We start from the raw sequence: 23,071 nt of genomic DNA on the forward strand, positions 1-23,071 counted from the left end.
ACCCCGAGGAACTTCGGGGGTTTCTGTCCTCAACTGAGGGGGATGTCGGAGGCTAACGGAATCCTCCGATGCGGGTCAAGAAACAGCCCGGCGCCCCCCCGGGGCCGGATCACCCGCCTGAGTGGCTGGCCACCAGGCAGGCGTCACACGCCCAGCGCACCAGCGCCTAGGGCGTCTCTTCCACGGCCTTCTTCAGCCGGTGGGTTCCCGTCTCGCTGGCCAGGAGCCGCTCCACGAAGCGGGTGTCGTAGTTGCCTTCCAGGAACGCATCCTCCACCAGGGCCGCGCGGTGGAACGGGATGTTGGTGCGAATCCCTTCCACCACGTACTCGGACAGCGCCCGCTGCATGCGTCGGATGGCCGTCTCGCGGTCCTCCGCGTGCACGATGAGCTTGGCCAGGAGGCTGTCGTAGTACGGCAGCACCGTGTAGTTCTCGTAAGCCGCCGAGTCCACGCGCACGCCGTAGCCACCGGGCACGCTGTAGCCGGTGATCTTCCCCGGCCACGGCGCGAAGGTGATGGGGTCCTCGGCGTTGACGCGGCACTCGATGGCGTGCCCGCGAATCTGCACGTCCTCCTGCTTGAGACGCAGGGGGTGCCCGTAGGCCATGCGGATCTGCTCGCGCACCAGGTCGATTCCCATGACCAGCTCCGTCACGGGGTGCTCCACCTGGATGCGGGTGTTCATCTCCATGAAGTAGAACTGCCCGCGCTCGTCGAGCAGGTACTCGATGGTGCCCACGTTGTTGTAGCGAAGCTTGCGCATCGCCGCGACGGACACCTCGCCCATCTTCTTGCGCAGCTCGGGCGACAGCGCGGGCGACGGGCACTCCTCAATGAGCTTCTGGTGCCGGCGCTGCACCGAGCACTCGCGCTCATTGAGGTGGATGATGTTGCCGTGCTCATCCGCGACGATCTGGATCTCGATGTGGCGCGGCTTCTCCACGTATCGCTCGATGTAGAGATCGCCGTTGGAGAAGCTGGCCACGGCCTCGGCCTGCGCCGTGGCGAACGCCTGGGCGAGCGCGCTCGGATCGCGGACGATCTTCATGCCCTTGCCACCACCACCGGCGGCGGCCTTGAGGATGACCGGGAAGCCAATCTCCCGCGCGAAGGCCTCGGCCTCCTTCGGGTCCTTCACCGTGCCAGGGCTGCCAGGCAGCAGCGGCATGCCAGCCTCACGGGCAGCGGCGCGCGCGCGCACCTTGTTGCCCATCAGCCGCAGCATCTCCGGCCGAGGCCCGATGAAGCGAATCTTGCAGTTCTCGCACACCTCCGCGAACTCGGCGTTCTCAGACAGGAAGCCGTAGCCCGGGTGGATGGCGTCCGCGCGGGTAATCTCCGCCGCGGAGAGCAACTGCGGGACGTTGAGATAGCTTTCCTTGGAAGCCGGCGGCCCGATGCACACCGCCTCGTCGGCGAAGCGCACGTGCAGCGCGTTGGCATCCGCCGTGGAGTGCACCGCCACGGTGGCGATACCCAACTCGCGGCAGGCACGGATGACCCGCAGGGCAATCTCCCCACGGTTGGCAACCAGCACCTTCTTGAACACGCCGTGCTCCTTGAGTGTGCCTGGAGGGGCGCCCGGGACATGCCGGGCACCCGCACCTCAGGCTCAGACCGGCTCGATGCGGAACAGCGACTGGCCGAACTCCACCGGGCGACCGTTCTCGACGAGGATCTCCGCCACGCGACCCGAGACCTCAGACTCGATCTCGTTCATCAGCTTCATGGCCTCGACGATGCAGAGAATCTGCCCCTTCTTCACCACCGAGCCCACGTCCACGAACGCGGGCTGATCCGGGGCGGGCGTCCGGTAGAACGTCCCCACGAACGGGCTCGAAATCACGAGCCCCGGCTTCTCCGCTGCCTTCTCCGGGGCAGCCGCTGCCGGCGCCGAGGCCGGCGCGGAAGCCGCCAGCGCACGCGGCGCCGCGGGGGCCGCGTACTCCGTCGGCGGCGCCACCGTCACACTCGGCCCGGTGGGCGCCGCGTGATGAACGATGGTGGTCTCCGGAGCATGGCCACGGCGGATGAACAGCTTCTCGTCGCCGCGCGTCCACACCAGCCGCGTCACGTCGGAGGCCTCGAGGATCTCCACAATCTGCCGGAGGGCCTCGACGTCGAGGGACGTCGTCCCCGCCTGACGCGTTTCGGTGGCGGGCGCGGCCGCCCGGACTGCCTTGCGCTTCGTTGCCATTACGTCCACTCCCTCCGAAGTCGCCGCGATGCGGACGACTATCCCGCGGTGGCCACGCGCGTCAGGTACTTGCCGCCATCACGCGTGTCGATCTTGAGCACGTCGCCCTCGTTGATGAAGAGCGGAACGTTGACGGTGAAGCCCGTCTCCAGCGTCGCCGGCTTCATCGCGCCGGACACGGTGTCGCCTCGGACGCCCGGGTCACACGTGGTGACCTTCAAGTCCACCGAGTTCGGCAGCGTCACGCCAATGGCCTTGCCATTGTAGAAGAGCACGTCGACGGCGATGTTCTCCTTCAGGAAGTTGCGCGCCTCTCCGAGCACATCCTTGGTGAGGAAGGTCTGCTCGTAGTTGTGCTTGTCCATGAAGTAGAAGTCATCGCCCTGAGCATACAGGTACTCCATGCTCTTCTCTTCGATGTCGGGCCGGCCGACCTTGTCGCCGGACTTCATCGTCGGCTCGAGCACACGACCGCTGATCAGGCTGCGGATCTTGGTCCGCACGAACGCCGAACCCTTGCCCGGCTTCACGTGCTGGAAATGTTCGATGACGAACGGCTCGCCGTCGATCTCGATCTTCAACCCGTTGCGAAACTCGGACGTGTCAATGACACCGGCCATGGGACCGACTCCTTCGGACTTACGAAAGCTGCGAAAAGTCCGGGGTGTCTAGCCCATGCCCCAGTTCCTGAAAAGAGGAAAGGAGCACTGCGTGCCGTGCGTCGCCTGACCGGCATGGGAGGCCCTCGGGCCCCCCGGCTACAACTCGGCGCGAACCTTGGGAGCCGTCACGCGCAGGACGTAACGCCCCTTGCCGTAGTTCCCCTCGGCGCCCAGGGCGAGCACGAGGAAGTACTCCGGGGACACCAGCCGCATGATGGTGAGCACCTTCTCGCTGTTGATGCTCACCTCCGTCACCGCGCCTGTCTTCAGCGCTTCGGCGGCGTTCTTCAACTGCGTGAGGAGGTTGGCGTACTCCACCCAGGCCCCGGACAGGTCCAGGTCCTCGACCGCCTCATCCTTCTGGAACGTCTCGACGGAGATGCCGTCGAAGCCCATCACGCTGCAGGCAAGGGCCCCGTCGACCTGGTTGACCACCGATTCGAGGTGTGTGCGGAAGGACATGGCAAGCGCTCGTGGAGGACCCGCGACGGGACCGAGGAGACTACGGGTTCACGCACTCCGGGTAGATGCCGTCCTGGCCCCCGAAGGTGCCGCACGGCCCGGCCGGCTTGAAGAGCACGCCAGTCCCACACGCTGGAATGGGCACGGGCGCGTTGTTGATGCTGAGCGGGAACGTGACCTCGTTCGACTCCGCGTTCGCGCCGCCAGCCGTCTTCCCCTTCATCTTGAGGGTCACGAGCACCTGCGCGTACTGGGCACCGGATACAGCAGCCTTCAGCTTGTTGTAGGCCGCCACGGTGATGAGGTTGAGCGCGACGATGTTGTCCTTCGTCGACCCTCGGACCGCGAGGAGGACCGGCACGTCCTCCGAGCCGAGGTTGATGTTCGCCCCCGAGGTGCCCCCAACCGTGGAATCCAGCAGGGTCGCCGTGTACGTCACTGCCAGCCGATCGATGTAGACAGCATCCGGATCCGACGTGCCGGTGACCGTGTCACTCCCGATGACGACCTTGCCCGCGCTGAGGCTGGAGTTCACCATGAACGCCGCGATGTAGCCGGCTGCGTAGTTCAGGTTGAGCGTGCCGGCCAGGATGCTCGGATTGGTTGCATCAACCTTGCACTCCACATCCAACTGCTTCACATCGAAGATCTGGATCTCAGGCGGCGAGTCGACACAGGCCCCCAGACCCAGGGCCAGCACAGCCGCGGCGAAAAAGACGCGCTTCATAGAGAGACGCTCTCCTGTGAGAGGACGCGGCAGCCGAATCAAAGGCTCTGCGCGATCGACTGGCGGTTGAGGATACGAGGCGTGATGAAGATGAGCAGTTCCTGACGTTCATCGCTCTCGGTCTGCCGCTTGAAGAGCAGACCCAGGACGGGAATCTTCGAGAAGAACGGGACCCGCTGCGAGGCCGTGGAACCGCGGCGCACGTAGATGCCACCGATGACCGTGGTGTCGCCGTCCTTCACGAGCACCTGGGTATTGGCCTCCTTGCGCTGGATGGCAGGCTGACCGTTGGCACCCGTGTTGGACGCGTCAGGCTGGTTGTTCTGCGCGTTGATGGACATCAGGATGCTGCCATCCTGGGTGATGTGCGGCGTCACCTCGAGCGACAGGCGAGCCTCGACGAAGGTCGTGTTCACGCCGGTCGCGGACGTCTGGCTGAACGGGATGGACAGACCCTGGCTGATGCGAGCGAGGCTGTTGTCCAGCGTGGTGACCTTGGGAGCGGAGATGGTCTTCACCGTTCCTTCATTCTCCGCCGCGGACAGGCGCAGGTTGAGCTGGAGCGCGCCACCCGCGGAGCCGAACACGAAGCCCAGGGCACCGCCGGCGCCTTCACCCACTGCGGCCGGCAGGTTCACCGCGAAGTTCGGCGTGCCCGCCACGCCAATCGCCGTACCACCCGCGCCACCCGTGACGCCCACCGAGTTCGGGAAGATGAGCCCCGTCGAGTTACCCGTGGCCGCGCTCATCCGAGCCTGACCACCCCACTGCACGCCGAGCGAACGGCTGAACGTCGTGGAGGCCTCGACGATACGGCTCTCGATGAGCACCTGCGGCGTCTGCGTATCAAGGCTGCGCACGAGCGTGCGGGCCTTCTCCACGTGCGAGCGGATGTCCTTCACGATGAGCACGTTGGTGCGCGTGTCCACCGTCACGGAGCCACGGTCGCTGAGCACGTCCTTCACACGCGCCGCCATGTCGCCGGCCACCGCGTAGTTGACGGGCAGGAGGTTCACGAGCAGTTCCTCCTGCTGCTGGAGCGACTTCTTGCGCTCCTGGCGAAGCCGCGCCTCCTCCTCCAACGTCTTCAGCGGCGCGATGCGGATGATGTTGCCCAGGTCTTCCTTGCCCAGCTGCTTGGTGCGCAGGATGAGGTCGAGCGCCTGGTCCCAGGGAACATTGCGCAGGCGGATGGTCACCCGGCCCGACACGTCGTCGGCGACGACGATGTTGCGCTTGGAGATCTCCGCGATGACGCGCAGGAGGTTCTGGATGTCGATGTCCTTGAACTCGAAGGACACGCGCTTGCCCTTGTAGCGCGACTGCTGCGGGGCGCCTTCCGCGGCGTAGGCCGGAGCCTCGGCGGTGAAGCCAGCCGTACGCTGGGCGACGGCCACCTCCTCCGTCTTCACGCCCTTGACGTCCAGGCGCCAGCTCAGCGTGTTGGAAGCCTGCGAGACGTTCTCCTCGATGGCGCCGTCCGCGGCCACCACCAGGCGCACCTTGCGGCCCTCACCGGGCACCGTGAAGGCGCTGATCATCTTCACCGGCGTCTCCAGCGCGCTGGTGTCCAGGCTGCGCTCGAACTTGCGCGGCAGCTTCGCGTTGTCCAGGGTCAGCACCGCGCTGCGGGGATCCGGGCGGTCCACCTTCCACACCACTGGACCGGAGAGCTTGAGCTGGATGCGACCACCCGTGGGGCTCTCGTCGAAGGACAGGTCCTTCACGTCGACCATCGCGACCTGCGGCGCGGCGGCCGGGGTGGGAATCGGGGTCGAGCGCATCGGCTCGGTCTCGGAGATCTCCGCGACCATCGCGTTGGCCTCGGCCTTCGGCGCCGGCCTGCGAGCAACGGACTCGCCGAGCACCACTTCCAGGCCGTTCTGCGTGCGGTCCACGCGGTACGCGGGCATCGCGCCCCGCGCCACCAGCACCAGGCGAACCTTGTCCGAGTGAGCGCCAACGCGCAGGGAGTCGAGCACCCCACCCTTCACGCGCGGAGCCTTCGTCGCCATGCCCACGCCGTACACGTCGACCGCGAGGCGCGGCGGATCCGCCAGCTCCAGGACCTCGTAGCGAGCGATGTCGCCATCAGTGCCCACGCGCAGCGTGTCCTTGTTGAGGGCGAGCTGGGTGATGTGGTGCGCGGGGTTCGCCACCTCGCGCTCGTCCGCCTCGGCGGCGACCACGTTCTCGGGCAGCGGCGCCTTCGCAGGCTCCTTGGCGACTGGAGCAGCCTCGGCGACGACCACGGGCGCGGCCTTCGCGGGCGCGACCGGCTCGGCGACCTTCACGGGCTCCTTGGCAGCCGGGACCACCTCGGCCACCTTCACGGGCTCGGCCACCACGGCCTTCGCCGGAGTGACGGCCTCAGGGGCCTTGGCGGAAGCGAGCACGACCGCGGGCTTCACCACCGGAGCGGTGGAAGCCTCGGCCACGGCGGCCTTGACCGGCGCGGCGGCGGTCTTCACCTCGGCCGGCTTGGGCGCGACGGCCGCGGTCTGCACCGCGGGCGTCTCGGTGGCGCCATCCACGGAGATGACCACGCGGTTGCCGTCCGCGCGAACGTCATACTGGGACGCCTTGTCGAGCGCCACGAGGACGCGGCCCACGCTGGCCCGCTCATCGGAGAACTGGGACGCCACCACGCCCGTCACCGGGCCGGTGCCATCATGGTGCCCCTTGATGCCCGTGGCATCCGCGGACGAGAGGTCGACCACCAACCGCTCCGGCCCACTCAGCCGGAAGACGGTGAAGGTCGGCGGCCGGTTCCCAGTGACCACCACCTGGGCGCCAGCTCCCGTGCGCGCGACCTGCAAGTCGCGCAGCGTATTCAGTTCAGCGCCATTCACCGTGGCGCCAACAAGGACGACCGCCCATGCGGCCGCCACGATCCACTTGCCCCTCGTCACAGCGCTCTTCTCGAGCATGCGTCCCCTCAACAAGTTGGAAGCGGGCAGCTGCCCGCGGGCGCGCCTAGGGGCGCTACTCCCAGTTCTTGCCCGTCATCAGGTTGTAGGCGGGGTCCAGCTTCGCGTCGGCCTTGAGCTGCATGCTCACCGGATTGGAGATGAGCTCGCCCTTGGCCCCCGTGAAGACCTCGGTCACAGTGACCGAGTCCCGGAGAATCTGTGTCACCTTGCCGCCCTGCCGCCCCATGCGGGTGTTGCGACGCACGATGTGACCGCGTCCCAAGGGGTCTTCCACCATCGCGACGGGACTGGCATCGCCCGTGACGACCGCCACCAGCTTCAACTGGTCGATGTCGAACGCGCACAGCGGCTCGTTGCAGGTGTGCTCGGGCTGATCGCGCTGGATGGGGCCCAGCTCGCTCAGCGGACTGCGGAAAGGATCCCGCTTGCCCACCGGGCTGTAGGTGTAGACGAACGCCGGAGCAGCCGGAACCTCGGCCTTGGGCTCTGGCGCTGCCGCCACTGCCTTGGGAGGCGGCGGCGGAGCAGGAGGCGGCCGCGGGCTGGACTCGCAGGCGGACAGCGCCAGCGTCAGCATCGCAGCAGTTATCGTGGCCTTGAACGTCTTCATCCTCGGATCCCTTGTCGCCCTAGTTGCCAGGCGGATCAAGTTTCTAGTTGCTCTTCGTGTCGATGAACCGGAACGTCGTCGCCAGGAAGTTGCTCTGGAGCACGACCTTCTCGTTCTTCATCGTCGGCTCGCCGAGCCGGATGTTGTTGACGTTCACGATGCGGCGCATGCTCGCCATCTCCTGCAGGAACATGGCGATCTCGTGGTAGTTGCCGCTGACGGTCATCCGGATGGGGATGCGGGCGAAGAACTCGCCGCCGCCCACGTACTCCTTGTCGGGCTCGACGCGGGAGATCTCCAGGCCGGACTTCTTGCCGATGTCGTTGATCTGCGCGAGCAGCTCCTCGACATCTCGCCGCTCGGGCAGCTCGGTCAGCGCCTCGGCGAGCTTCTGCTCCAGCACGTCCATCTCGCGCCGGCGCTCGTTGAGGTTCTGGGCAATCTCGCTCTTCTCAGCCAGCTCCAGGTCGAGCGTACGGCGCTCGGCCTCGCGGCGGGTGATCTCCTCTTCCGTCGGCTGGATGGCGAGGAAGAAGTTGAGCGCGGTGATGAGGATGACGGCGAACGCGAGACCACCGAACTTGGCCGCCGGTGACGCCTTCGCGAGCTGATCCAGGTATTTTTCCATGGCGAGTCGTTCCTTCGTCGCTCAGATGGCGTAGTCGGCGGTGAGCGTGATGTTGAAGTCGACCACGGCGGGCACGCCCGGCTGGGTCGGCTTCGACTGGACCGCGCTCGTCAGGTCGATGTTCGCGAAGAAGGGCTTGATGTCGCCCACCGGGAACTCCTCCACCGCGACCTCGGCGGACAGCAGCTCCACACGCGAGGTCTTCGCTTCGCGCCGCTGCTCCACCAGGCGCCCCATCCCCTTGGGCGTCCAGACCATGCTGCCCAGGCCGCGCATGAACTCGGCGACCTCGTCATGGCTGGTGGCCGAGCCGGTGATGCTGACCGCGTTGGCGCTCTCGGTGAAGCCGTTGAGCCACACCTTCTTGGGCGTCGCGGAAGCGAGCGCGTCCATCATGCGAACCGGCCCGTTGCGGCCTTTACGCAGCGAGTCCAGGACGGCGAGCTTCTTCTCGACCTCGAGCTTGCGCGCGTTGATGTTCTTCACCTCGCCGATCACCTTCTCCAGGGCGGCGATTTTCGCGCGAGTGTCCGCAATGCCCTTCCGGGCGCGCTGCAGCTCGTCATCGCGATTGGAGTACCAGAGGTAGTTGCCCACCAGCGCGCCGATGAGGACCACCGCGAAGAGGACCAGGATCTGCCGGCCCATCTCCCGCTTCTTGACTGCCCGGACGGGCAGGAGGTTGATGCGGATCATCATGTGAGTCGTCTCCTCGTGGCCAGCGGCTCAGCCCAACTTGTCGCCCGGACGCCGGAGCGCTAGTCCCACTGCCACCGCGGCCATGGGCGCCACGTCCATGATGAACGCGGGGTCGAACTTGCGGTTGTCCACTTCGATCTTGCGGAACGGGTTGAGGATCTCCACGGGCACACCCGTGCGGGCCTCAATGGTCTTGAACAGCGCGGGAATCTTCGCGGTGCCGCCGGACAGGTACACCTTGGTGAAGTTCGAGTCGGCGGCGGTGCCGGCGTAGAAGTCCAGCGAGCGCTGGATCTCTCCGGCCACCTGCTCGGCGACGCTGGAGAGCACGCGCTCGACTTCCTGCGGAACGACGGCGTCCGCGTCCGCGCGGTTGCCACCGATCTTCAGCGCTTCCGCCTCCTCGTAGGAGACGTTGAGCTGCTTCTGGATCTCCTCGGTGAACTGGTTGCCACCGATGGTGACGTCGCGCGTGAACACCGTCACGCCGTTGGCGATGATGTTGATGTTCACCACCGAGGCGCCCGCGTTGATGAGCACCACCGTCTCCTTCTCCGGGAGATCGTAGTTCGTGGAGAACATGTTCTGGACCGCGAAGGCGTCCACGTCCACCACCACCGGGGCGAGCCCGGCCTCCGAGACGACGGTGGTGTAGTCGTTGATCATGTCCTTCTTGGCGGCGACCAGCAGCACATCCATCTGCCCGGTGGCGTCATTGCCGCCGCCGTCGAGGATCTGCGTGTCGATGTTCACGTCCTTCACGTCGAAGGGGATGTACTGCTCCGCCTCCCACTGGATGCTCTCCTCGAGCTCTTCCTGGCTCATGCGAGGCATCTGGATCTTCTTGATGATGACCGAGTGACCGGAGACGCCGATGGCGACCTCCTTGCCCTTCACCTTCAGCTCGGACATCAGCTCCTGCACGGCCTGCACGATGGCCGTCGAGTTCATCAGGGCGCCGTCGACGATGGCCTCGGGAGGCAAGGGCTTCATGCCGAAGCTCTGCAACGCGAAGCCGACCTCGCCGCGCTTGCGCTGCTCCTTGAGCATGATCATCTTGATCGACGTCGATCCGATATCGAGGCCCAGTGCCAGTCTGCCCTTCGCCATGCTTGACTCCGTCGGAGAGGAAGCCAGCGTAGCACCGGCTTGCATCCCCTCCTAAAAAGTGCCTGGAGCCCGCCTGCCCTGCGGTCGGGGGAGAGCCAGGATTACTTGAATCGCGGGCTCCCCACACTGCCGCCGCGGAGGCCCGATTTTCCGGCCCCGGAGGGGTCTCGTCAAATGCACGGCCGTACAACGTGACGGTCCGGCCCTCAACCCCGCTCGGCCTCGGCATCCGGATCGATGCCGTACTCCTTGATTTTATAGAGGAGGGCTCGGTGGCTGATGTCCAGGACCTCGGCGGCCCGGGTGCGGTTCCCCTTCGTGCGACGGAGGGCCGCGCGAATGTACGACTCCTCCAACTCTCGGATGGCCCGCTTGAGCGACAGGTCCGTTCCAACCTGTTGCATCCTGTTGGCACCAGGGTCACTGGGGGTGGGCACCGGCGCGGTCCACAGGCGCTCGGGGAGATTGGCGGGCTGGATGAGGGCGTCCTCGGCCAGCAGCACCGCGCGCTCCATCGCGTTCTCCAACTCGCGGACGTTGCCTGGCCAACCGTAGGCCGTGAGCAGCGCCTCCGCCTCGGGCGACATCCCCTGCACGGGGGGATCCCGGTTCAGCTCGCGGTTGAAGCGCCCGATGAAGGCGCTCGCGAGCAGGGTGATGTCCTCTCGACGCTCGCGCAGCGGCGGCATTCGGAGGTTCACCACGTTGAGGCGGTAGTAGAGGTCCTCGCGGAACTCGCCCTTCTCCACCAGCTTGCCCAGGTCTCGGAGCGTGGCGGCCACAACGCGCACGTCCACCTTCTCCACGCGGTTCTCGCCCACCGGGCGCAGCTCGCCCTCCTGAAGCACGCGCAGCAGCTTCACCTGCGCGGACAGCGGCAGTTCCCCCACTTCATCGAGGAACAGCGTCCCGCCATCCGCCTCGGAGAAGAGTCCGTGTCGAGCCGTGCGGGCGTCCGTGAAGGCGCCCTTGGCGTGGCCGAAGAGTTCGCTCTCGATGAGGCCCGCGGGGATGGCGCCGCAGTTGACGGCCACGAAGGGCATGGCCGCGCGACGGCTGCGCGCATGCAGCTCGCGCGCGATGAGTTCCTTGCCCGTGCCGCTCTCGCCGGAGATGAGCACCGTGGTGTCCACGGGCGCGAGCTTCGCCACCTGCTTGAGCACGGCATGAAGAGAGCCGCTCTCACCCAGGATGAGGCCGAGCGGCGCGAGCGGGTTCTGGGTGTCGTGGAGGCGCCGGTTCTCGCGAACGAGCCGCTCCCGCTCCTCCGCCTTGCGTAAGACGAAGGCGATCTCCTCCGGCTTGAAGGGCTTCTGGACGTAGTCGTAGGCCCCCGCGGCCACGGCCTCCAGCGCCTGCTCCTGGGAGCCATAGGCGCTCATCACCACGACCGTCAGCGAGGGATGATCCGCCAGCGCCTGCCGCAGCACGGACAGGCCATCCTTCTTCGGCATGCGGACATCGCACAGCAGGACGTCGTAGGGGCGCGCAGCCAGCTCGCGCAGTGCCTCGTCCCCGTCAGCAACGGCGCGGACGTCGTATCCCCGGTCCGTCAGGACGAGGGTCAGGACGTGGCGAATGGAGGGCTCGTCGTCGGCGACGAGAATCGAGCGGAACACGGGCATGGGCGTGCGCGCATCCTAGCCGCTCCGGCGTCATCACTCACACTTCCGGACCACGAAGGAAGGCGGGCAGGAACACCGAGAAGCGAGCCCCCCCTCCGGGCGCGTTCTCGGCGGTCAGCCGACCTCCCATCCCCTGAACCAGTCGCAAGGACACCGCCAACCCCAGGCCAGTCCCCTGGCGCCCTTTCGTCGTGAAGAAGGGCTCGAAGAGGCGCGGCATCACCTCGCTCGGAATGCCAGGGCCGGAGTCCTCCACATCCACGCGAACCGCATCGCCCTCGCGTCGGGACGTGACGCGCACGCGCCCCTGCCCGCCCATTGCCTGAGCGGCGTTGAGCAACAGGTTGATGACAATCTGGGACAGCGGACCTGAATCCGCGCGAGCCAACACGCCCGGCGCCAGGTCGAAGGCCACCTCCACGCCGGACAGCTCCGGGCCCGCGCGCACGAGCCGCGTGCACGTCTCCACTACCTGCCCCACATCCACCGGAGTCGACACCGAGGCCGCCGGGCGGCCCAAGTCAAGCAGGCCACGGATGATCCGATCGATCCGCAGCACTTCCTGATCGATGTGACCCAGGTAGTCACGCAGCTCGGGTGTCTGGGCCCGGGCACGGGCCAGGGACAGATACCCGAGGATACCGGACAGGGGGTTGCCCACCTCGTGCGCCACACCCGCCGCGAGCCGGCCCACGGTGGCCAACCGCTCCGCGGCGACCAACTCCGTCTGCGCATGAGCCAGCCGCGCGTTCGTCTGCCGCAGTTCCTCCAACTGGCTGCGCGTGAGGGCCTGCTCCTGGCGCAGCGCGTCCGCCATTCGCTGCAGCGCACGCTGGATGCGCGACATCAACGGCCCGCCCTGTGAGGACAAGGGCAGGTCGAGCTCCAACCTCCCGAGCTGTTCGACAGACTCTTCGGTGGCGCGCAGCGGACGTCCCACCGTGGTGTCGAGCACCAGGTATGCGAGCACCGACAGCGCGACGAGATCCAACCCGAGCGCCAGCGGCAGGAACCCGCGCACGCGCGCCAGCCCCTCTGCCTCGGCGGTGCCGGGAAGCGCGAAGCGCCGCGCGATCTCCAGCAAGCGGATCAGCACCGGCTGCAGCGTCAGCCAGGTCAGCCCCGTGGAGAGCGACCCCAACAGGAACGCGACGCTGGCGATGCGCCACTTCACCCGCGTCCCCGACTCACCGCACACCTCCGAGGAGCAGCCACAGCTCGCGAGGAAGCACCGTCGCGAGCCAAGGCCCCAGGAGCATCAGCTCGAGGCCCGCCACCGCGAGCCAGGGCCCGAAGGGAATGTTGGTCGGCCCCGGGACCCAGTCTTCTTCTTCCCCCGCCTCGTCCACGGGCGCGTCTGGGATGGGCTGGAACACAAGGCACCAGGGGATGAGCAACAGCCGCTTGCCCCAGGACAGACCCGGCCGGGTGAACTCCCAGGTCATCTTGAGTTCAGGCTCGGCTTCGGGCTCTTCACCCTCTGGAGGAGGCGCATCGGCCGCCGACTCCGGAGCCGGCTCTCCTCTGGGTCCCGCCCGTCCAGTGAGCGCGAGCAACGCGACCCCCACCACCGCGCCCTGCAACGATGAGAAGAAGAGGATGCCCAGCAGCGCGCGCCAGCTCAGGAACGCCCCCAGCAGCGCCACGAGAAACTTGTCCCCTCCTCCGAGCGCCTCCTTCTTGAACACCTTCCAGCCCAGGTACTCCATGAGCCGGAACGCGAGGAATCCCACCAGCGCGCCCACCGCAGCGTCCCGCACGACATCCATCCCACGCGGAATCGCGAGCAACACGCCCGCCGCGATGCCCGGCAGCGTCAGCGAGAACGGGAGGATCCAATGCTCCAGATCAATGAACGTGAGCGGGACCAGCAGCATCACGAGCACGAGCGCCGGCACCAACTCATAGGTCCAACCAAACCGGCGCTGGCACGCGAGGAACAGCAGGCCCGTGAGCAATTCCACCAAGACGTAGCGCGGGGAGATGGGCGCGCGGCAGGCTTGGCACTTCGCCCTCAGCCAGAGCCATGAAGCAACAGGGATGTTCTCATACCAGGCCAGCACGTGGCCGCACTTCGGGCAGCGCGAGCGAGGGCGGACGATGCTCAGCTCTTCCGGGACGCGTGCGATGACGACGTTGAGGAAGCTCCCCACGCACAGTCCGAGCACGAACAAGTAGAGGAAGAAGAGGGACTCGGCCCAGCCCGGCGCGGACGAGAAGGTCACGGAGCCGTCCATCCTACCCGCCCGCTGCGTGTGCGCGATCGACGAATTCCGTCAACGCGGGTGACAATTTTTGGCAGCCCGCCTGCCCAGGAAGCATCCCGGGCGCGCACTTCCATGGGAATATTCGAGGGATGGCCCCCTGGCCGCTGTGGCACCGTTCGTGCTACTTGTCCGCGGGTCGTCCCTCAACAACCCCCTGCGCCTTCTCGCGGAGTCCCAAGCACATGATCCGTTTCTTCCGGAAGAAGGGTGGCTTCACCCTGATCGAGCTGATGATCGTGGTCGCCATCATCGGCATCCTGGCCGCCATCGCCATCCCGAACTTCATCCGCTTCCAGGCCAAGTCCAAGCAGTCTGAGGCGAAGACCAACCTGAAGGCGCTGTACACCTCGCAGAAGGCGTACTTCGGCGAGAAGGACAAGTACCTCACCAACTTCAAGACCCTGGGCTTCACGCCTGAGGCTGGCAACCGTTACAGCTACGGCCTGGCGCCGGCCTGCAAGGCTGCCGCCGCGGTCACCGGCCGAGCCTATACCACCGGCTGCATTGAGCAGGACGTCGCCCGGTTCCCCACCGCGCCGGGTACGGCTGCAGATCCCGTCGGCACCGTTGGCGTGGTCGGCACCTGCCCGAGCTGTGACTTCAACGCCTCCGCCGTTGGCAACGTCGACAACGACGACAACGCGGACACGTGGGCCATCACCTCGTCCACCACGACGATCACGCTGACCGGCACCTGCGGCAACGACGCGACCGCCATCTCCGGCGGCGAGCCGGGCAACGCGTACAACGACGTGAGCTGCCCGTGATGTCATCCGCCTCCTGTTGAGCAAGGGAGGCATTGCATCCCCAGCGGGGCTCTCGGGAAGACCGAGAGCCCCGTGTGCGTTTCAGACAAGCCCATGAGCAAGCTGCCTGCCCTGGTGTTGCCCGCTGGACTGCTGTCCTTGTGCCTGCTCTCGGCTCCTCCCGCGTCCGCGCTGCGTTCGGGAGACAGCCCCTTGCTGCCGCGCCCCGGTTTGCTGCGCGCGCTCTTCCGGGGACAGTTGGGGCTGGTCGCCGACTACTTCTGGGTCCTCACCATCAACCGGGTGGGCATCTCGCGCTCGGCCCTAGATCACCGCGACATCTACTATTACGCGGACCTCGCGACGGATCTCGATCCGCGCTTCGCGAAGGTCTACACCTTCGCGGGGATCAACATCCCCATCCATCTGGGCCGCGAGCACTACGCCAACGCGAACGAGTCGACCCAGCTCTTGCGCAAGGGCGTCCTTCACGTTCCGGAGGACGAACGCACGCAGTTCCAGCTCGCCTACAACCTGATGTTCTTCCATCACCAGTACAAGGAAGCGGGCGACATCATCTCGGCGCTGTCGAGACGCCCTGACGCCCTTCCCTGGTACTCCGCATTGGCCACGCGGCTGTATGCCCAGTCCGGCGACTTCGACACGAGCATGTCGCTCGCCGAGATGATGCGCGACAGCGCCGAGGACGACGAGACTCGCGCCTACTTCGAACGCCGCATCCAGGAGATTCTCCAGGAGCGCGTGCTCCGGCAGCTCGACAGCGCGGTGGCTCAGTACCGTGAGCACCATGGCAAGCTGCCCGCCACCGTGGAAGCACTCGTCGAGCCGGGGCTCCTGACCCAGCTCCCGGAAGATCCGCTCGGCGGACACTTCTATCTGGCGGATGACGGGCGGCCGTACTCCACGGCATCGAAGTTCCGCCTGGAAGTCATCTACGACGAGCGGGCCGCCGACGGCACCCGCATCGTTCCCCACCCCCACACTTCGGAGACGGACGGTCATGCAACCGGTACCCCCTGACGCTCCTCCCATCCAGGCCCAGGGCCTCTCCAAGACATACAAGGTCGGCTTCTGGCTCAACCGCACCGTGCGGGCGCTCCAGGGCTTGGATCTCCAGGTGGGCGCGGGGCAGATCTATGGGCTGCTCGGGCCCAACGGGGCAGGCAAGTCGACCACCATCAAGATCCTCATGAACCTCGTGCGTCCGAGCAGCGGCACCGCGCTGCTGTACGGGCGTCCGGTGGAGAATGCCGCCACGCGACGGCTCGTGGGGTTCCTGCCTGAGAATCCCTCGCCCTATGACTATCTGACGGGACGCGAGTTCGTGACCCTGGCGGGGCGCCTGTCCGGACTCAGTGGCCACGACCTGGATCGCCGCGTGACGGAGGTGCTCGGCGCGGTGGAGATGGCCGGCGCGGAGAAGCTCCAGATTCGCCGGTACTCGAAGGGCATGGTCCAGCGCGTGGCGCTCGCGCAGGCCTTGGTGGGGCGCCCCAAGCTGCTCATCCTCGACGAGCCCACGAGTGGATTGGATCCGCTCGGGCGCCGGCAGATGCGCGACCTCATCCTCGCGGAGCGCGACAAGGGCACCACCGTCCTGTTCTGCAGCCACATCATCCCGGACGTCGAGGCGCTGTGCGATCGCCTCGCCGTGCTCGTGGGTGGCCGCCGCGTTCGCGAGGGCAGCGTGCAGGAGTTGGTGTCCGCGCAGGTCCCCACCGTCGAGATGGTGGTGGAGAACCTCAAGTTGGATCAGGTGCAGCAGCTCGGTGTGCCGCTGGAGTCGGCACAAGCACTCGACGGGCGTGTCCTGCTCCAGGTGTCGGACGCGAACAGCCAGCGACTGCTCGGTGGCGTGCTCGGCGCGGGGGGCCGCGTGAACCGGGTACAGCCCGCGCGGTTCTCGCTGGAGCAACTCTTCATGGATGCCCTGAAGGAATCGGGCCGGGTCACGAGCGTGGGCGGGGAGATCAACACATGAACGCGTTCACTGCGATGGCGTGGAACGGCTTCCGCGAGGCGCGCCGCAACAAGGTGACGGTCGTCGTAGGTGCCTTCGCCGCGGTCGTTCTGCTCTCCTCCACGCTGGTGACAGAGGTCACGGTCAGCACGTTCGACCGTGTGTTGACGGACTTCGGACTCGGGACGATGAGCCTCATCCTCGCGTTCCTCACCATCTTCCTCTCCAGCGGACTGCTAAGCCGAGAGATTGAACGGCGCACCATCTTCCTCATGGTGAGCAAGCCGGTGTCTCGCACGCAATTCCTGGTGGCTCGGCTCGCGGGCAACATGCTGACGCTCGCAGTGCTCGTGGCCGCGATGACGCTCATCTTCCTCAGCCAGCTCCTGATGTTCGGCGCGGCCATCACCTCCACGCAGCTCCTCGCCGCGGCGGGGCTCTGGTTCGAGCTGCTGGTGCTCAGCAGCGCGGGCATCCTGTTCTCCAGCTTCTCGGGGCCGGCTGTCTCCGCCATCTGCACCACGGGCCTGTACTTCGCGGGACATCTGGCGGGAGACCTGTATGAGATTGCGAGCCGCTCGGAGAGCACGTTCGTCCAGACGCTGGGCAGGGTCATCTATTACGCGCTGCCCAACCTGGAGCGGATGAACTTCCGGCCGCGCGCGACCTACGCGCTCGCCATAGACGCGGGAACGTTCCTGTCTGCCGCGGCGTATGGCGTGGCCTGGGCGGCGGTCTTCACCGCCATCGCCGTCTTCATCTTCGAGCGCCGCGACTTCCGGTAGCGGCGCCCTCAGGGCTGGGTGGGGACTGGGGCTGTGCTCGCGGCGCCCGCCGTGAGCGCGGCCCGCGCCGAGGACAGGGCTCGGCGCGCGGGCTCTGAGTCCGGGCGCAATCGCAGGGCATCCTCTAAGGGTTGCACAGCCTCCCCCGCGCGGCCGAGTTGCAACAACGTCCGACCCAACTCCAGGCGAGCGTCCGCGAACTCGGGATCCAGCTGGGATGCCTCGCGGAATGCGACCAACGCATCATCCATTCGCTTGGCCCGCCGCAATGCAAGTCCCAGGTTGTGGCGAGGCGTGGCACTTCCGGGCTTCAGGCGGACCGCCGCCTCCAACTCACGAATCGCCTTATCGAAGTGCCCGAGCTGCGCATACGCCACCGCGAGATCGCTTCGCACCCGGAACTCGCCCGGCAAGGACTTCGCGGCGACCTCCAGGTGAGGAAGGGCGTCTTCCACGCGGCGCGCATGGAGATAAGCGGCCCCGAGCCACGCATGGGCCAGAGCACGTCCAGGTGCTCGGCTCACGGTGTCCTCCCAGAGCGAGACTGCGTCATGCCACACCGGCACGCGCAGTCCCGTCAGCAGGGCCGCGATGACCATCATCCCCACAGAGGCGACCATCGCTGCGCGGGTGCCCCGGGGCCATCGCGTGAGCACCTCGCGGAGAGCCACCGCGAAGACCACGATGAATCCCACAGAGGGCAAGTAGAGGTAGCGCTCCGCGTAGGCCTCAACGCCACCAGCCTGGAGCACCAGGACTGGAAGCAGCGGAACCCACCACCAGACCAATCCAGCCCCCAGCGCGCGCGACCCGAGCCTTCGCGAGAGGAGCAGCAGTCCCACCAGCGCAGCGACGGTGAGGCCGCCCATCAACACTCGCGGCTCCCAGACTGAGCGCACCCAGGTCGACGGCGGCACCGCCACGAGCGGATGCGGCCAGAACAGCTTCCCGCCCAGCTCCGTCACCAGCGCCAAGGCGTCCAGCCCGCTCGCCGAGCCCTGAGCCATGTGGTGGCTCGTCCGAGGCAGCACCCATCCCAAGGCGTTCAGACGCAACGTCGCGTACAGCCCCAGCGCCAGCGCGAGCGGCCCGTAACGCCGCAGTCGCACGCGAAGGCCTCGCGATTCACCTTCCGCCGCGAGCAACTCGAGGCTCCACACCAGCACGGGCAGGATGATGGCTGTCTCTTTCAGGAGGAGTCCCGCCAGCCAGGCCACCGCCGCCCAGCACGAGCGCCCCCAGGACACCGGCGCCGGGAAGAGCAGACGCACGGCGATGAGCACCGCCAACGTCGCCCCCAGGTCCATCCAGCCGCTGATCCACGCGACGGCCTCCACGTGCACCGGATGCACCGCGAAGAGCGAAGCGCCCACGACGGCAGCCCACTCCGCCGGGGCGCTCGGCTGACCTCGGCGAAGGCAGAAGCGCAGCAGCCACCACACGAGCACCGAGGCCGCCGCGTGCGCGAGCACGAGCAGCAAGTGGTATCCCCAGGGGCTGGTGCCGAACACTGCGCGCAGCATGAAGAACGTCACGTGAGCCAGGGGGCGGTAATAGCCTGCGCCCACCTGCACCTCGGTCGGATCCTCCGCGAACCCGAAGAGTGACTGGCCCCAAGCCGTCCTCAGCCCGTCCAGCGAGCGTATCCACGGGTTCTCCAGCAACAGCGATACGTCGTCGTAGACGAAGCCATTGGCGAGCGCGCCCGCATACACGAGGAGCGCAAGGAACACGACCCAGAGGGCCTGGACCAATGAGCGTGGAGAACCAGGAGAAGGCAGGTCGAAATCCATGAACGGAGGTCGGCAATGTACCACCGCCGCAGCAAGGACACCCGGCGCCTCCCCACCTGCCCCTCGGCCCCACGCACGCTCGCCACACGCGAGACCGCTGAGCGCGCGTGAAGCGCATGCGCCTGTGACAACCCAGATGGATTGGTATCGTGCCAGCGTGGTCCTGCCATCCAACCCCATCCACCCTTGCGCATCTCCACTGCGGAGCAGCCTGCCGTGAGCCCTTCCTTCGACGAGCAGGAGTCCGCGACGAGTGCGCGCAGGTCGCGGATCCAGGGATTGAGCGTGGCGCTTGTCGCCATGGCGGTGTACGTCCCAGCGCTGACGGGAGGCTTCGTCTACGACGACTATGCACTCGTTGACGCGAACCCGTGGATCCAGTCCCCGGTCTGGCTCGGTGAGGTCTTCCGGCACCAGCTCTTCGGTTTCAATCCTACAGCCACTGCGAGCGCCGCGTTCTACCGCCCGCTCACCCATGTGGCGCTGCTCGCCATCCACCTCCTGGCGGGCGTGAGGCCCTGGGCCTACCACTTGCTCCCTGTGCTGTTGCACGCGGTGGCCTCGGTCACGCTGTCGTCCCTGACGCGACGATTGGCGGGAGCACTCCGCCCCAACGTGGCACTGGCTGCGGGTTTGCTCTTCGCGGTGCATCCGGTGCACGCAGAGGCCGTTGCGTGGATCAGCGGTCTCATGGATGTGGCCACCACCACGGCGGGACTCGGCGCGCTGTGGATGCTCGCGACACGCGGCCTGAGACCTCGGCGCGCCGTGGCGGGAGCGGCGCTGTGGCTGGTCGCGTTGCTCTTCAAGGAGGTCGCCGCGCTCGTTCCGCTCATGCTGCTCGCCTGGGAGGTCATGGATACACAGGACCCTCGTCCGCGCCGCGAGCTTGTGTGGCGCTATGGGGCGCTCGGCGTGGCCGGTGGGCTCTATCTGGCGATGAGATGGAACGCGGTGGGGTGGGCCGTGGCGAACTCGGGATGGGCGGCCGTGCCCCCGAGCATCGCGTGGCTCAATACCCTCCCCCTGCTCGCAAGCTACGCACGCCTGCTCACCATCCCGTCCGGGCTGAGCATCTTCCATCACTTCGAGCCCTCGACATCCATCACGGAGGGCCCGGTGGTGCTCGGAGCGCTGGTCGTGGTGACCCTCCTCGTCGCGCTCGCGCGGCTGCGAACACGCGTGCCGCTCGCCTGGCTGGGGCTGCTCTGGGTCATCCTTCCGTTGCTGCCCGCACTCCATCTGCGTGCGCTCGGAGAAAGCCCGGTGGCCGAACGGTATGCCTATCTCCCTTCAGCAGGCCTCTGCATCCTGTTGGCCATGGCCTGGAACGCATGGGAGCAGGGGGGCCGTCAACGCTCGGTCGCCCTGCTCGTGGGCATCGGCGTCCTCGTGGTCGCGACGGCGAAGACCTCCACCCAGGTCCTCGTGTGGCAGGACGAAGTCAGCCTGTGGGCGAACGCGGTGGACGTGGAGCCCGCGTCTCCTGTCCCCGCCTATCAGCTGGGAGCCACGCTGCTCCGTGAAGGCGAAGCTGAGAGAGCACTCCCTGTCCTGGACCATGCCGTGGTGATGCGCCCGACGTACTCGCCCGCGGTCGAGGCCCTGGCGCAGGCCCTACTCCAGAGCGGACAGGCTGCTCGCGCGCGCGAACTCCTGGAGGCAGCCATCCCCAGCGCGCCCACCCTTCCCTCGTTCCACTTCCGCCTGGGCGAAGCGAAGCGTGCGCTGGGTGATCTCCCGGGCGCGGCCCAATCGTTTCGCGAGGCCGCGAGGCTCGACCCCCGCAGCACCGACGCCCGCGTGTCACTCGGCGAGGCCCTGTTGACGCTGGGTCAGATCTCCGCCGCGCAGTCCGCTTTCGACGAGGCACGGGCACTCTCGCAGAACTCTCCCGCGGTCCAGCAAGCGTGGCAGCGCGCACGGCAAACGCCTGTCCCTGCGGAGAACGGCTCCACCTCCGAGTCCGGCGTCCCCTGACTCGCAGCGCGGCTCGCAGCCACAAGACTCCCGGACGCCGCGAGGGCGCCCCGAATAGACTCAGCCAGGGGTCAGCGGGGTCAGTCCAACCTGTCCCGCCGCATCTCGGCGGAGTCGATAGAACCGCCGCTCGGGCATGAGGGCTCGGAGCGCGGCTTCGACGCCTGGGCCATCGTGCACCACGAGCACCCGGTCGCTCAGATCCGGATGGGGGCGCCGCCACTCAAACACGAAGGAGCCCTGCTGTTTGAAGCGCGGAAACGAGAGCCACACCTGGCTGTATCTCGGCGCCAGCACCACCGCATCTTCGAGGGCGGGGTCATCTACCACCGAGTACAGCTGCTCATGAATCTCCGCCTGCCGTCGCAGGGCGAGCCCATTCCAGACCGTGAAGGTGCCCATGGCCAGGAACAGGCTCAAGGAGAGCGCACCCACGAGCGCGGTCGTGGGCAACGCGCGCTCGCGAAGCAGCTCCAACAACTTCACGGTTCCCGCCACCGCCATGAACGTCAGCGGCACCGCCGCGTCCGAGTAGTGGATGGGGCCCACCATGTGAAGGCCATGGTCATCATGGATGAGCGCCACGGCGAGACTGGCCACGACACCCCACCCCAGCCGTCGCGACAGCGGATCCAGAACCCACCCACTCGCCACCAGCACCAGCCCCACGGGCCCCAGGAACCACAGCGCCAGCATCACCAAGTTGTAGCTGAAGTTGGCGCCGAACCGTTCCCAGAACCGCTCGGGGCTCCACACGCCCTTGAAGTGCGCGAGGTAGGGATGAATCACCTCGTTGTTCGAGGCGAGCCGCGGCGGGATGATTCCTCCTGTCACGACCAGGGCGTGAATCGCCGTCGCGGCGAGCGGGATGGCGAGGCCCAGGGCGAGTCCTCCCACCATGCGCCCTCCCTCCTTCCGCCGGACCGAGGCCACCACCTCTGTGAGGATCAGGGGAGCCGTCAGCGCCACGATCTCGAAGGGCCGTGTCATCGCCGCGCCGCCCAGCGCCAGCCCTGTCCAGAACCACGCCCTGGCCGTCCGCTTCTCCATCGCGATCACGAACGCCCACAGCCCCAACGCCAGCCCCGCGCGCGAGAGCACGTGCGCGTGCGTGGTGAAGGACAACAGCTCCACCATTGGCGAGGCGAGGTACAGCGCGACCGCTAGCAGTGCCCCCGTCGGGCCATGGCGCCGCGCGCCCCAGCCAATCACTCCCAGCACGCCCAGCGCGGCGGCCAGCGCGAAGACTCCGGGCCCAAGCCCCGTCAACTCCGCCGTAGCCCAAGCGAGCTGAACGCCCAACCAATCCAACCCGGCCCACTGCCCGCCATGCGCATAGAGGAACAGGTCCGAGAACGCCCCGACCTGCGTGGGACGAGGAAGTGCCACCTTCCCCAACGCGAGCACCTGCCCACCGAAGCGGGCGGCCCACTCGTCGTCGGTGAAGGGAAAGTCTCGCAGGAAGAAGGCGTGGCCCACGCGCGCCAGACCGAAGGCGAGACACGCACCCATGACCGCCCCCATCCGCTGTTCCGCGGGCGTCATCCGCTCCACGCGTGCGCTCACTGCCGCGAGCACGCGGGAGATCCACGGCGCCAAGGCAATGCCCATCAGGCCTGCGCCAGGAAGCGCGAGCAACAGCGTGCCGAGCCAGAGATAGGCCTCGCCCGGACTCACCTGCGTCCAAGGGGGCTGGTAGCTGACGAACATGCCCGGCGCGGTCTGCGTGAGCCCGAAGAAACAGCCATACAGGGTAACGCCGCAGAGCAGCAGGCCGACCCGATGTCGCGTGGTCATGTGGGTCCCAGCCTACCAGCCCGTGCGGCGACCGCACGAGGTGACATGAGTCACCCGCGCGCGCGT

At 67.2% G+C, this 23,071-nt stretch carries 20 protein-coding genes; 5 read left to right on the forward strand and 15 right to left on the reverse strand.

What is annotated here, in order from left to right:
* Positions 1–166 precede the first annotated feature (166 nt).
* The 13 genes from accC to JGU66_01210 all read right to left on the reverse strand — a co-directional run bounded on the left by accC (position 167) and on the right by JGU66_01210 (position 13,881).
* Positions 167–1,552, reverse strand: a complete 1,386-nt coding sequence (accC, locus tag JGU66_01150) for an acetyl-CoA carboxylase biotin carboxylase subunit (protein MBJ6759348.1) — start codon at positions 1,550–1,552, stop codon at positions 167–169.
* Positions 1,553–1,615: 63 nt separating this feature from the next.
* Positions 1,616–2,200, reverse strand: a complete 585-nt coding sequence (gene accB / locus JGU66_01155; protein ID MBJ6759349.1) for an acetyl-CoA carboxylase biotin carboxyl carrier protein — start codon at positions 2,198–2,200, stop codon at positions 1,616–1,618.
* 38 nt (positions 2,201–2,238) lie between these two features.
* Positions 2,239–2,820, reverse strand: coding sequence for an elongation factor P (gene efp / locus JGU66_01160; GenBank protein MBJ6759350.1), 582 nt, complete (start codon positions 2,818–2,820; stop codon positions 2,239–2,241).
* Between the two features lie 138 nt (positions 2,821–2,958).
* Positions 2,959–3,324 (reverse strand): hypothetical protein, encoded by a 366-nt coding sequence (locus tag JGU66_01165; protein MBJ6759351.1) that lies wholly within the window; start codon positions 3,322–3,324, stop codon positions 2,959–2,961.
* A gap of 40 nt (positions 3,325–3,364) precedes the next feature.
* Entirely contained in the window at positions 3,365–4,051 is a 687-nt protein-coding gene (locus JGU66_01170) for a hypothetical protein (GenBank protein ID MBJ6759352.1), read from the reverse strand.
* Between the two features lie 38 nt (positions 4,052–4,089).
* Complete coding sequence (pilQ, locus tag JGU66_01175) at positions 4,090–6,981, reverse strand: type IV pilus secretin PilQ (protein MBJ6759353.1); 2,892 nt, start codon at positions 6,979–6,981, stop codon at positions 4,090–4,092.
* A gap of 55 nt (positions 6,982–7,036) precedes the next feature.
* A complete protein-coding gene (locus tag JGU66_01180) occupies positions 7,037–7,594 on the reverse strand; it encodes a pilus assembly protein PilP (GenBank protein ID MBJ6759354.1) in 558 nt (185 codons plus the stop codon).
* 43 nt (positions 7,595–7,637) lie between these two features.
* A complete protein-coding gene (locus JGU66_01185) occupies positions 7,638–8,222 on the reverse strand; it encodes a type 4a pilus biogenesis protein PilO (GenBank protein ID MBJ6759355.1) in 585 nt (194 codons plus the stop codon).
* A 21-nt stretch (positions 8,223–8,243) separates the two neighbouring features.
* Positions 8,244–8,921, reverse strand: coding sequence for a PilN domain-containing protein (locus JGU66_01190; GenBank protein ID MBJ6759356.1), 678 nt, complete (start codon positions 8,919–8,921; stop codon positions 8,244–8,246).
* 27 nt (positions 8,922–8,948) lie between these two features.
* Positions 8,949–10,031 (reverse strand): type IV pilus assembly protein PilM, encoded by a 1,083-nt coding sequence (gene pilM / locus JGU66_01195; GenBank protein ID MBJ6759357.1) that lies wholly within the window; start codon positions 10,029–10,031, stop codon positions 8,949–8,951.
* Between the two features lie 206 nt (positions 10,032–10,237).
* The gene (locus JGU66_01200; GenBank protein ID MBJ6759358.1) at positions 10,238–11,656 is read right to left on the reverse strand and encodes a sigma-54-dependent Fis family transcriptional regulator; all 1,419 of its coding nucleotides are present in this window, start codon (positions 11,654–11,656) and stop codon (positions 10,238–10,240) included.
* 37 nt (positions 11,657–11,693) lie between these two features.
* A complete protein-coding gene (locus JGU66_01205; GenBank protein MBJ6759359.1) occupies positions 11,694–12,830 on the reverse strand; it encodes a two-component sensor histidine kinase in 1,137 nt (378 codons plus the stop codon).
* A gap of 13 nt (positions 12,831–12,843) precedes the next feature.
* Positions 12,844–13,881 (reverse strand): prepilin peptidase, encoded by a 1,038-nt coding sequence (locus JGU66_01210; GenBank protein ID MBJ6759360.1) that lies wholly within the window; start codon positions 13,879–13,881, stop codon positions 12,844–12,846.
* 224 nt (positions 13,882–14,105) lie between these two features.
* On the opposite strand from JGU66_01210, the gene JGU66_01215 reads away from it, so the two are divergent.
* The 4 genes from JGU66_01215 to JGU66_01230 all read left to right on the forward strand — a co-directional run bounded on the left by JGU66_01215 (position 14,106) and on the right by JGU66_01230 (position 17,435).
* Complete coding sequence (locus JGU66_01215) at positions 14,106–14,690, forward strand: prepilin-type N-terminal cleavage/methylation domain-containing protein (GenBank protein MBJ6759361.1); 585 nt, start codon at positions 14,106–14,108, stop codon at positions 14,688–14,690.
* Positions 14,691–14,783: 93 nt separating this feature from the next.
* Positions 14,784–15,710 (forward strand): pilus assembly protein PilG, encoded by a 927-nt coding sequence (locus JGU66_01220; protein MBJ6759362.1) that lies wholly within the window; start codon positions 14,784–14,786, stop codon positions 15,708–15,710.
* Positions 15,691–16,671, forward strand: coding sequence for an ABC transporter ATP-binding protein (locus tag JGU66_01225; GenBank protein ID MBJ6759363.1), 981 nt, complete (start codon positions 15,691–15,693; stop codon positions 16,669–16,671). Before JGU66_01220 ends, JGU66_01225 begins: the two co-directional genes overlap by 20 nt.
* Positions 16,668–17,435, forward strand: a complete 768-nt coding sequence (locus tag JGU66_01230; protein ID MBJ6759364.1) for an ABC transporter permease subunit — start codon at positions 16,668–16,670, stop codon at positions 17,433–17,435. The genes JGU66_01225 and JGU66_01230 overlap by 4 nt, the downstream gene beginning before the upstream one ends.
* An 8-nt stretch (positions 17,436–17,443) precedes the next feature.
* Here JGU66_01230 and JGU66_01235 read toward each other — a convergent pair whose 3' ends face one another.
* Entirely contained in the window at positions 17,444–19,168 is a 1,725-nt protein-coding gene (locus tag JGU66_01235; GenBank protein ID MBJ6759365.1) for a tetratricopeptide repeat protein, read from the reverse strand.
* A gap of 276 nt (positions 19,169–19,444) precedes the next feature.
* Between JGU66_01235 and JGU66_01240 the strand changes: the two genes are divergently transcribed.
* Complete coding sequence (locus JGU66_01240) at positions 19,445–21,208, forward strand: tetratricopeptide repeat protein (GenBank protein MBJ6759366.1); 1,764 nt, start codon at positions 19,445–19,447, stop codon at positions 21,206–21,208.
* A 60-nt stretch (positions 21,209–21,268) separates the two neighbouring features.
* On the opposite strand, the gene JGU66_01245 is transcribed toward JGU66_01240, so the two are convergent.
* Positions 21,269–23,005, reverse strand: a complete 1,737-nt coding sequence (locus tag JGU66_01245; protein ID MBJ6759367.1) for a glycosyltransferase family 39 protein — start codon at positions 23,003–23,005, stop codon at positions 21,269–21,271.
* Positions 23,006–23,071: the final 66 nt, after the last annotated feature.

Source organism: Myxococcaceae bacterium JPH2 (genome assembly GCA_016458225.1).
Taxonomy (GTDB): domain Bacteria; phylum Myxococcota; class Myxococcia; order Myxococcales; family Myxococcaceae; genus Citreicoccus.

What these genes read in the sequence shown, in the direction of transcription:
- JGU66_01165 (MBJ6759351.1), bottom strand. Translation starts at nt 3,324, where the DNA reads ATGTCCTTCCGCACACACCTCGAATCGGTGGTCAACCAGGTCGACGGG.
- pilQ (MBJ6759353.1), bottom strand. Translation starts at nt 6,981, where the DNA reads ATGCTCGAGAAGAGCGCTGTGACGAGGGGCAAGTGGATCGTGGCGGCC.
- efp (MBJ6759350.1), bottom strand. Translation starts at nt 2,820, where the DNA reads ATGGCCGGTGTCATTGACACGTCCGAGTTTCGCAACGGGTTGAAGATC.
- JGU66_01180 (MBJ6759354.1), bottom strand. Translation starts at nt 7,594, where the DNA reads ATGAAGACGTTCAAGGCCACGATAACTGCTGCGATGCTGACGCTGGCG.
- JGU66_01185 (MBJ6759355.1), bottom strand. Translation starts at nt 8,222, where the DNA reads ATGGAAAAATACCTGGATCAGCTCGCGAAGGCGTCACCGGCGGCCAAG.
- JGU66_01200 (MBJ6759358.1), bottom strand. Translation starts at nt 11,656, where the DNA reads ATGCCCGTGTTCCGCTCGATTCTCGTCGCCGACGACGAGCCCTCCATT.
- JGU66_01190 (MBJ6759356.1), bottom strand. Translation starts at nt 8,921, where the DNA reads ATGATGATCCGCATCAACCTCCTGCCCGTCCGGGCAGTCAAGAAGCGG.
- JGU66_01245 (MBJ6759367.1), bottom strand. Translation starts at nt 23,005, where the DNA reads ATGACCACGCGACATCGGGTCGGCCTGCTGCTCTGCGGCGTTACCCTG.
- JGU66_01230 (MBJ6759364.1), top strand. Translation starts at nt 16,668, where the DNA reads ATGAACGCGTTCACTGCGATGGCGTGGAACGGCTTCCGCGAGGCGCGC.
- JGU66_01225 (MBJ6759363.1), top strand. Translation starts at nt 15,691, where the DNA reads ATGCAACCGGTACCCCCTGACGCTCCTCCCATCCAGGCCCAGGGCCTC.
- accB (MBJ6759349.1), bottom strand. Translation starts at nt 2,200, where the DNA reads ATGGCAACGAAGCGCAAGGCAGTCCGGGCGGCCGCGCCCGCCACCGAA.
- JGU66_01170 (MBJ6759352.1), bottom strand. Translation starts at nt 4,051, where the DNA reads ATGAAGCGCGTCTTTTTCGCCGCGGCTGTGCTGGCCCTGGGTCTGGGG.
- pilM (MBJ6759357.1), bottom strand. Translation starts at nt 10,031, where the DNA reads ATGGCGAAGGGCAGACTGGCACTGGGCCTCGATATCGGATCGACGTCG.
- JGU66_01215 (MBJ6759361.1), top strand. Translation starts at nt 14,106, where the DNA reads ATGATCCGTTTCTTCCGGAAGAAGGGTGGCTTCACCCTGATCGAGCTG.
- JGU66_01220 (MBJ6759362.1), top strand. Translation starts at nt 14,784, where the DNA reads ATGAGCAAGCTGCCTGCCCTGGTGTTGCCCGCTGGACTGCTGTCCTTG.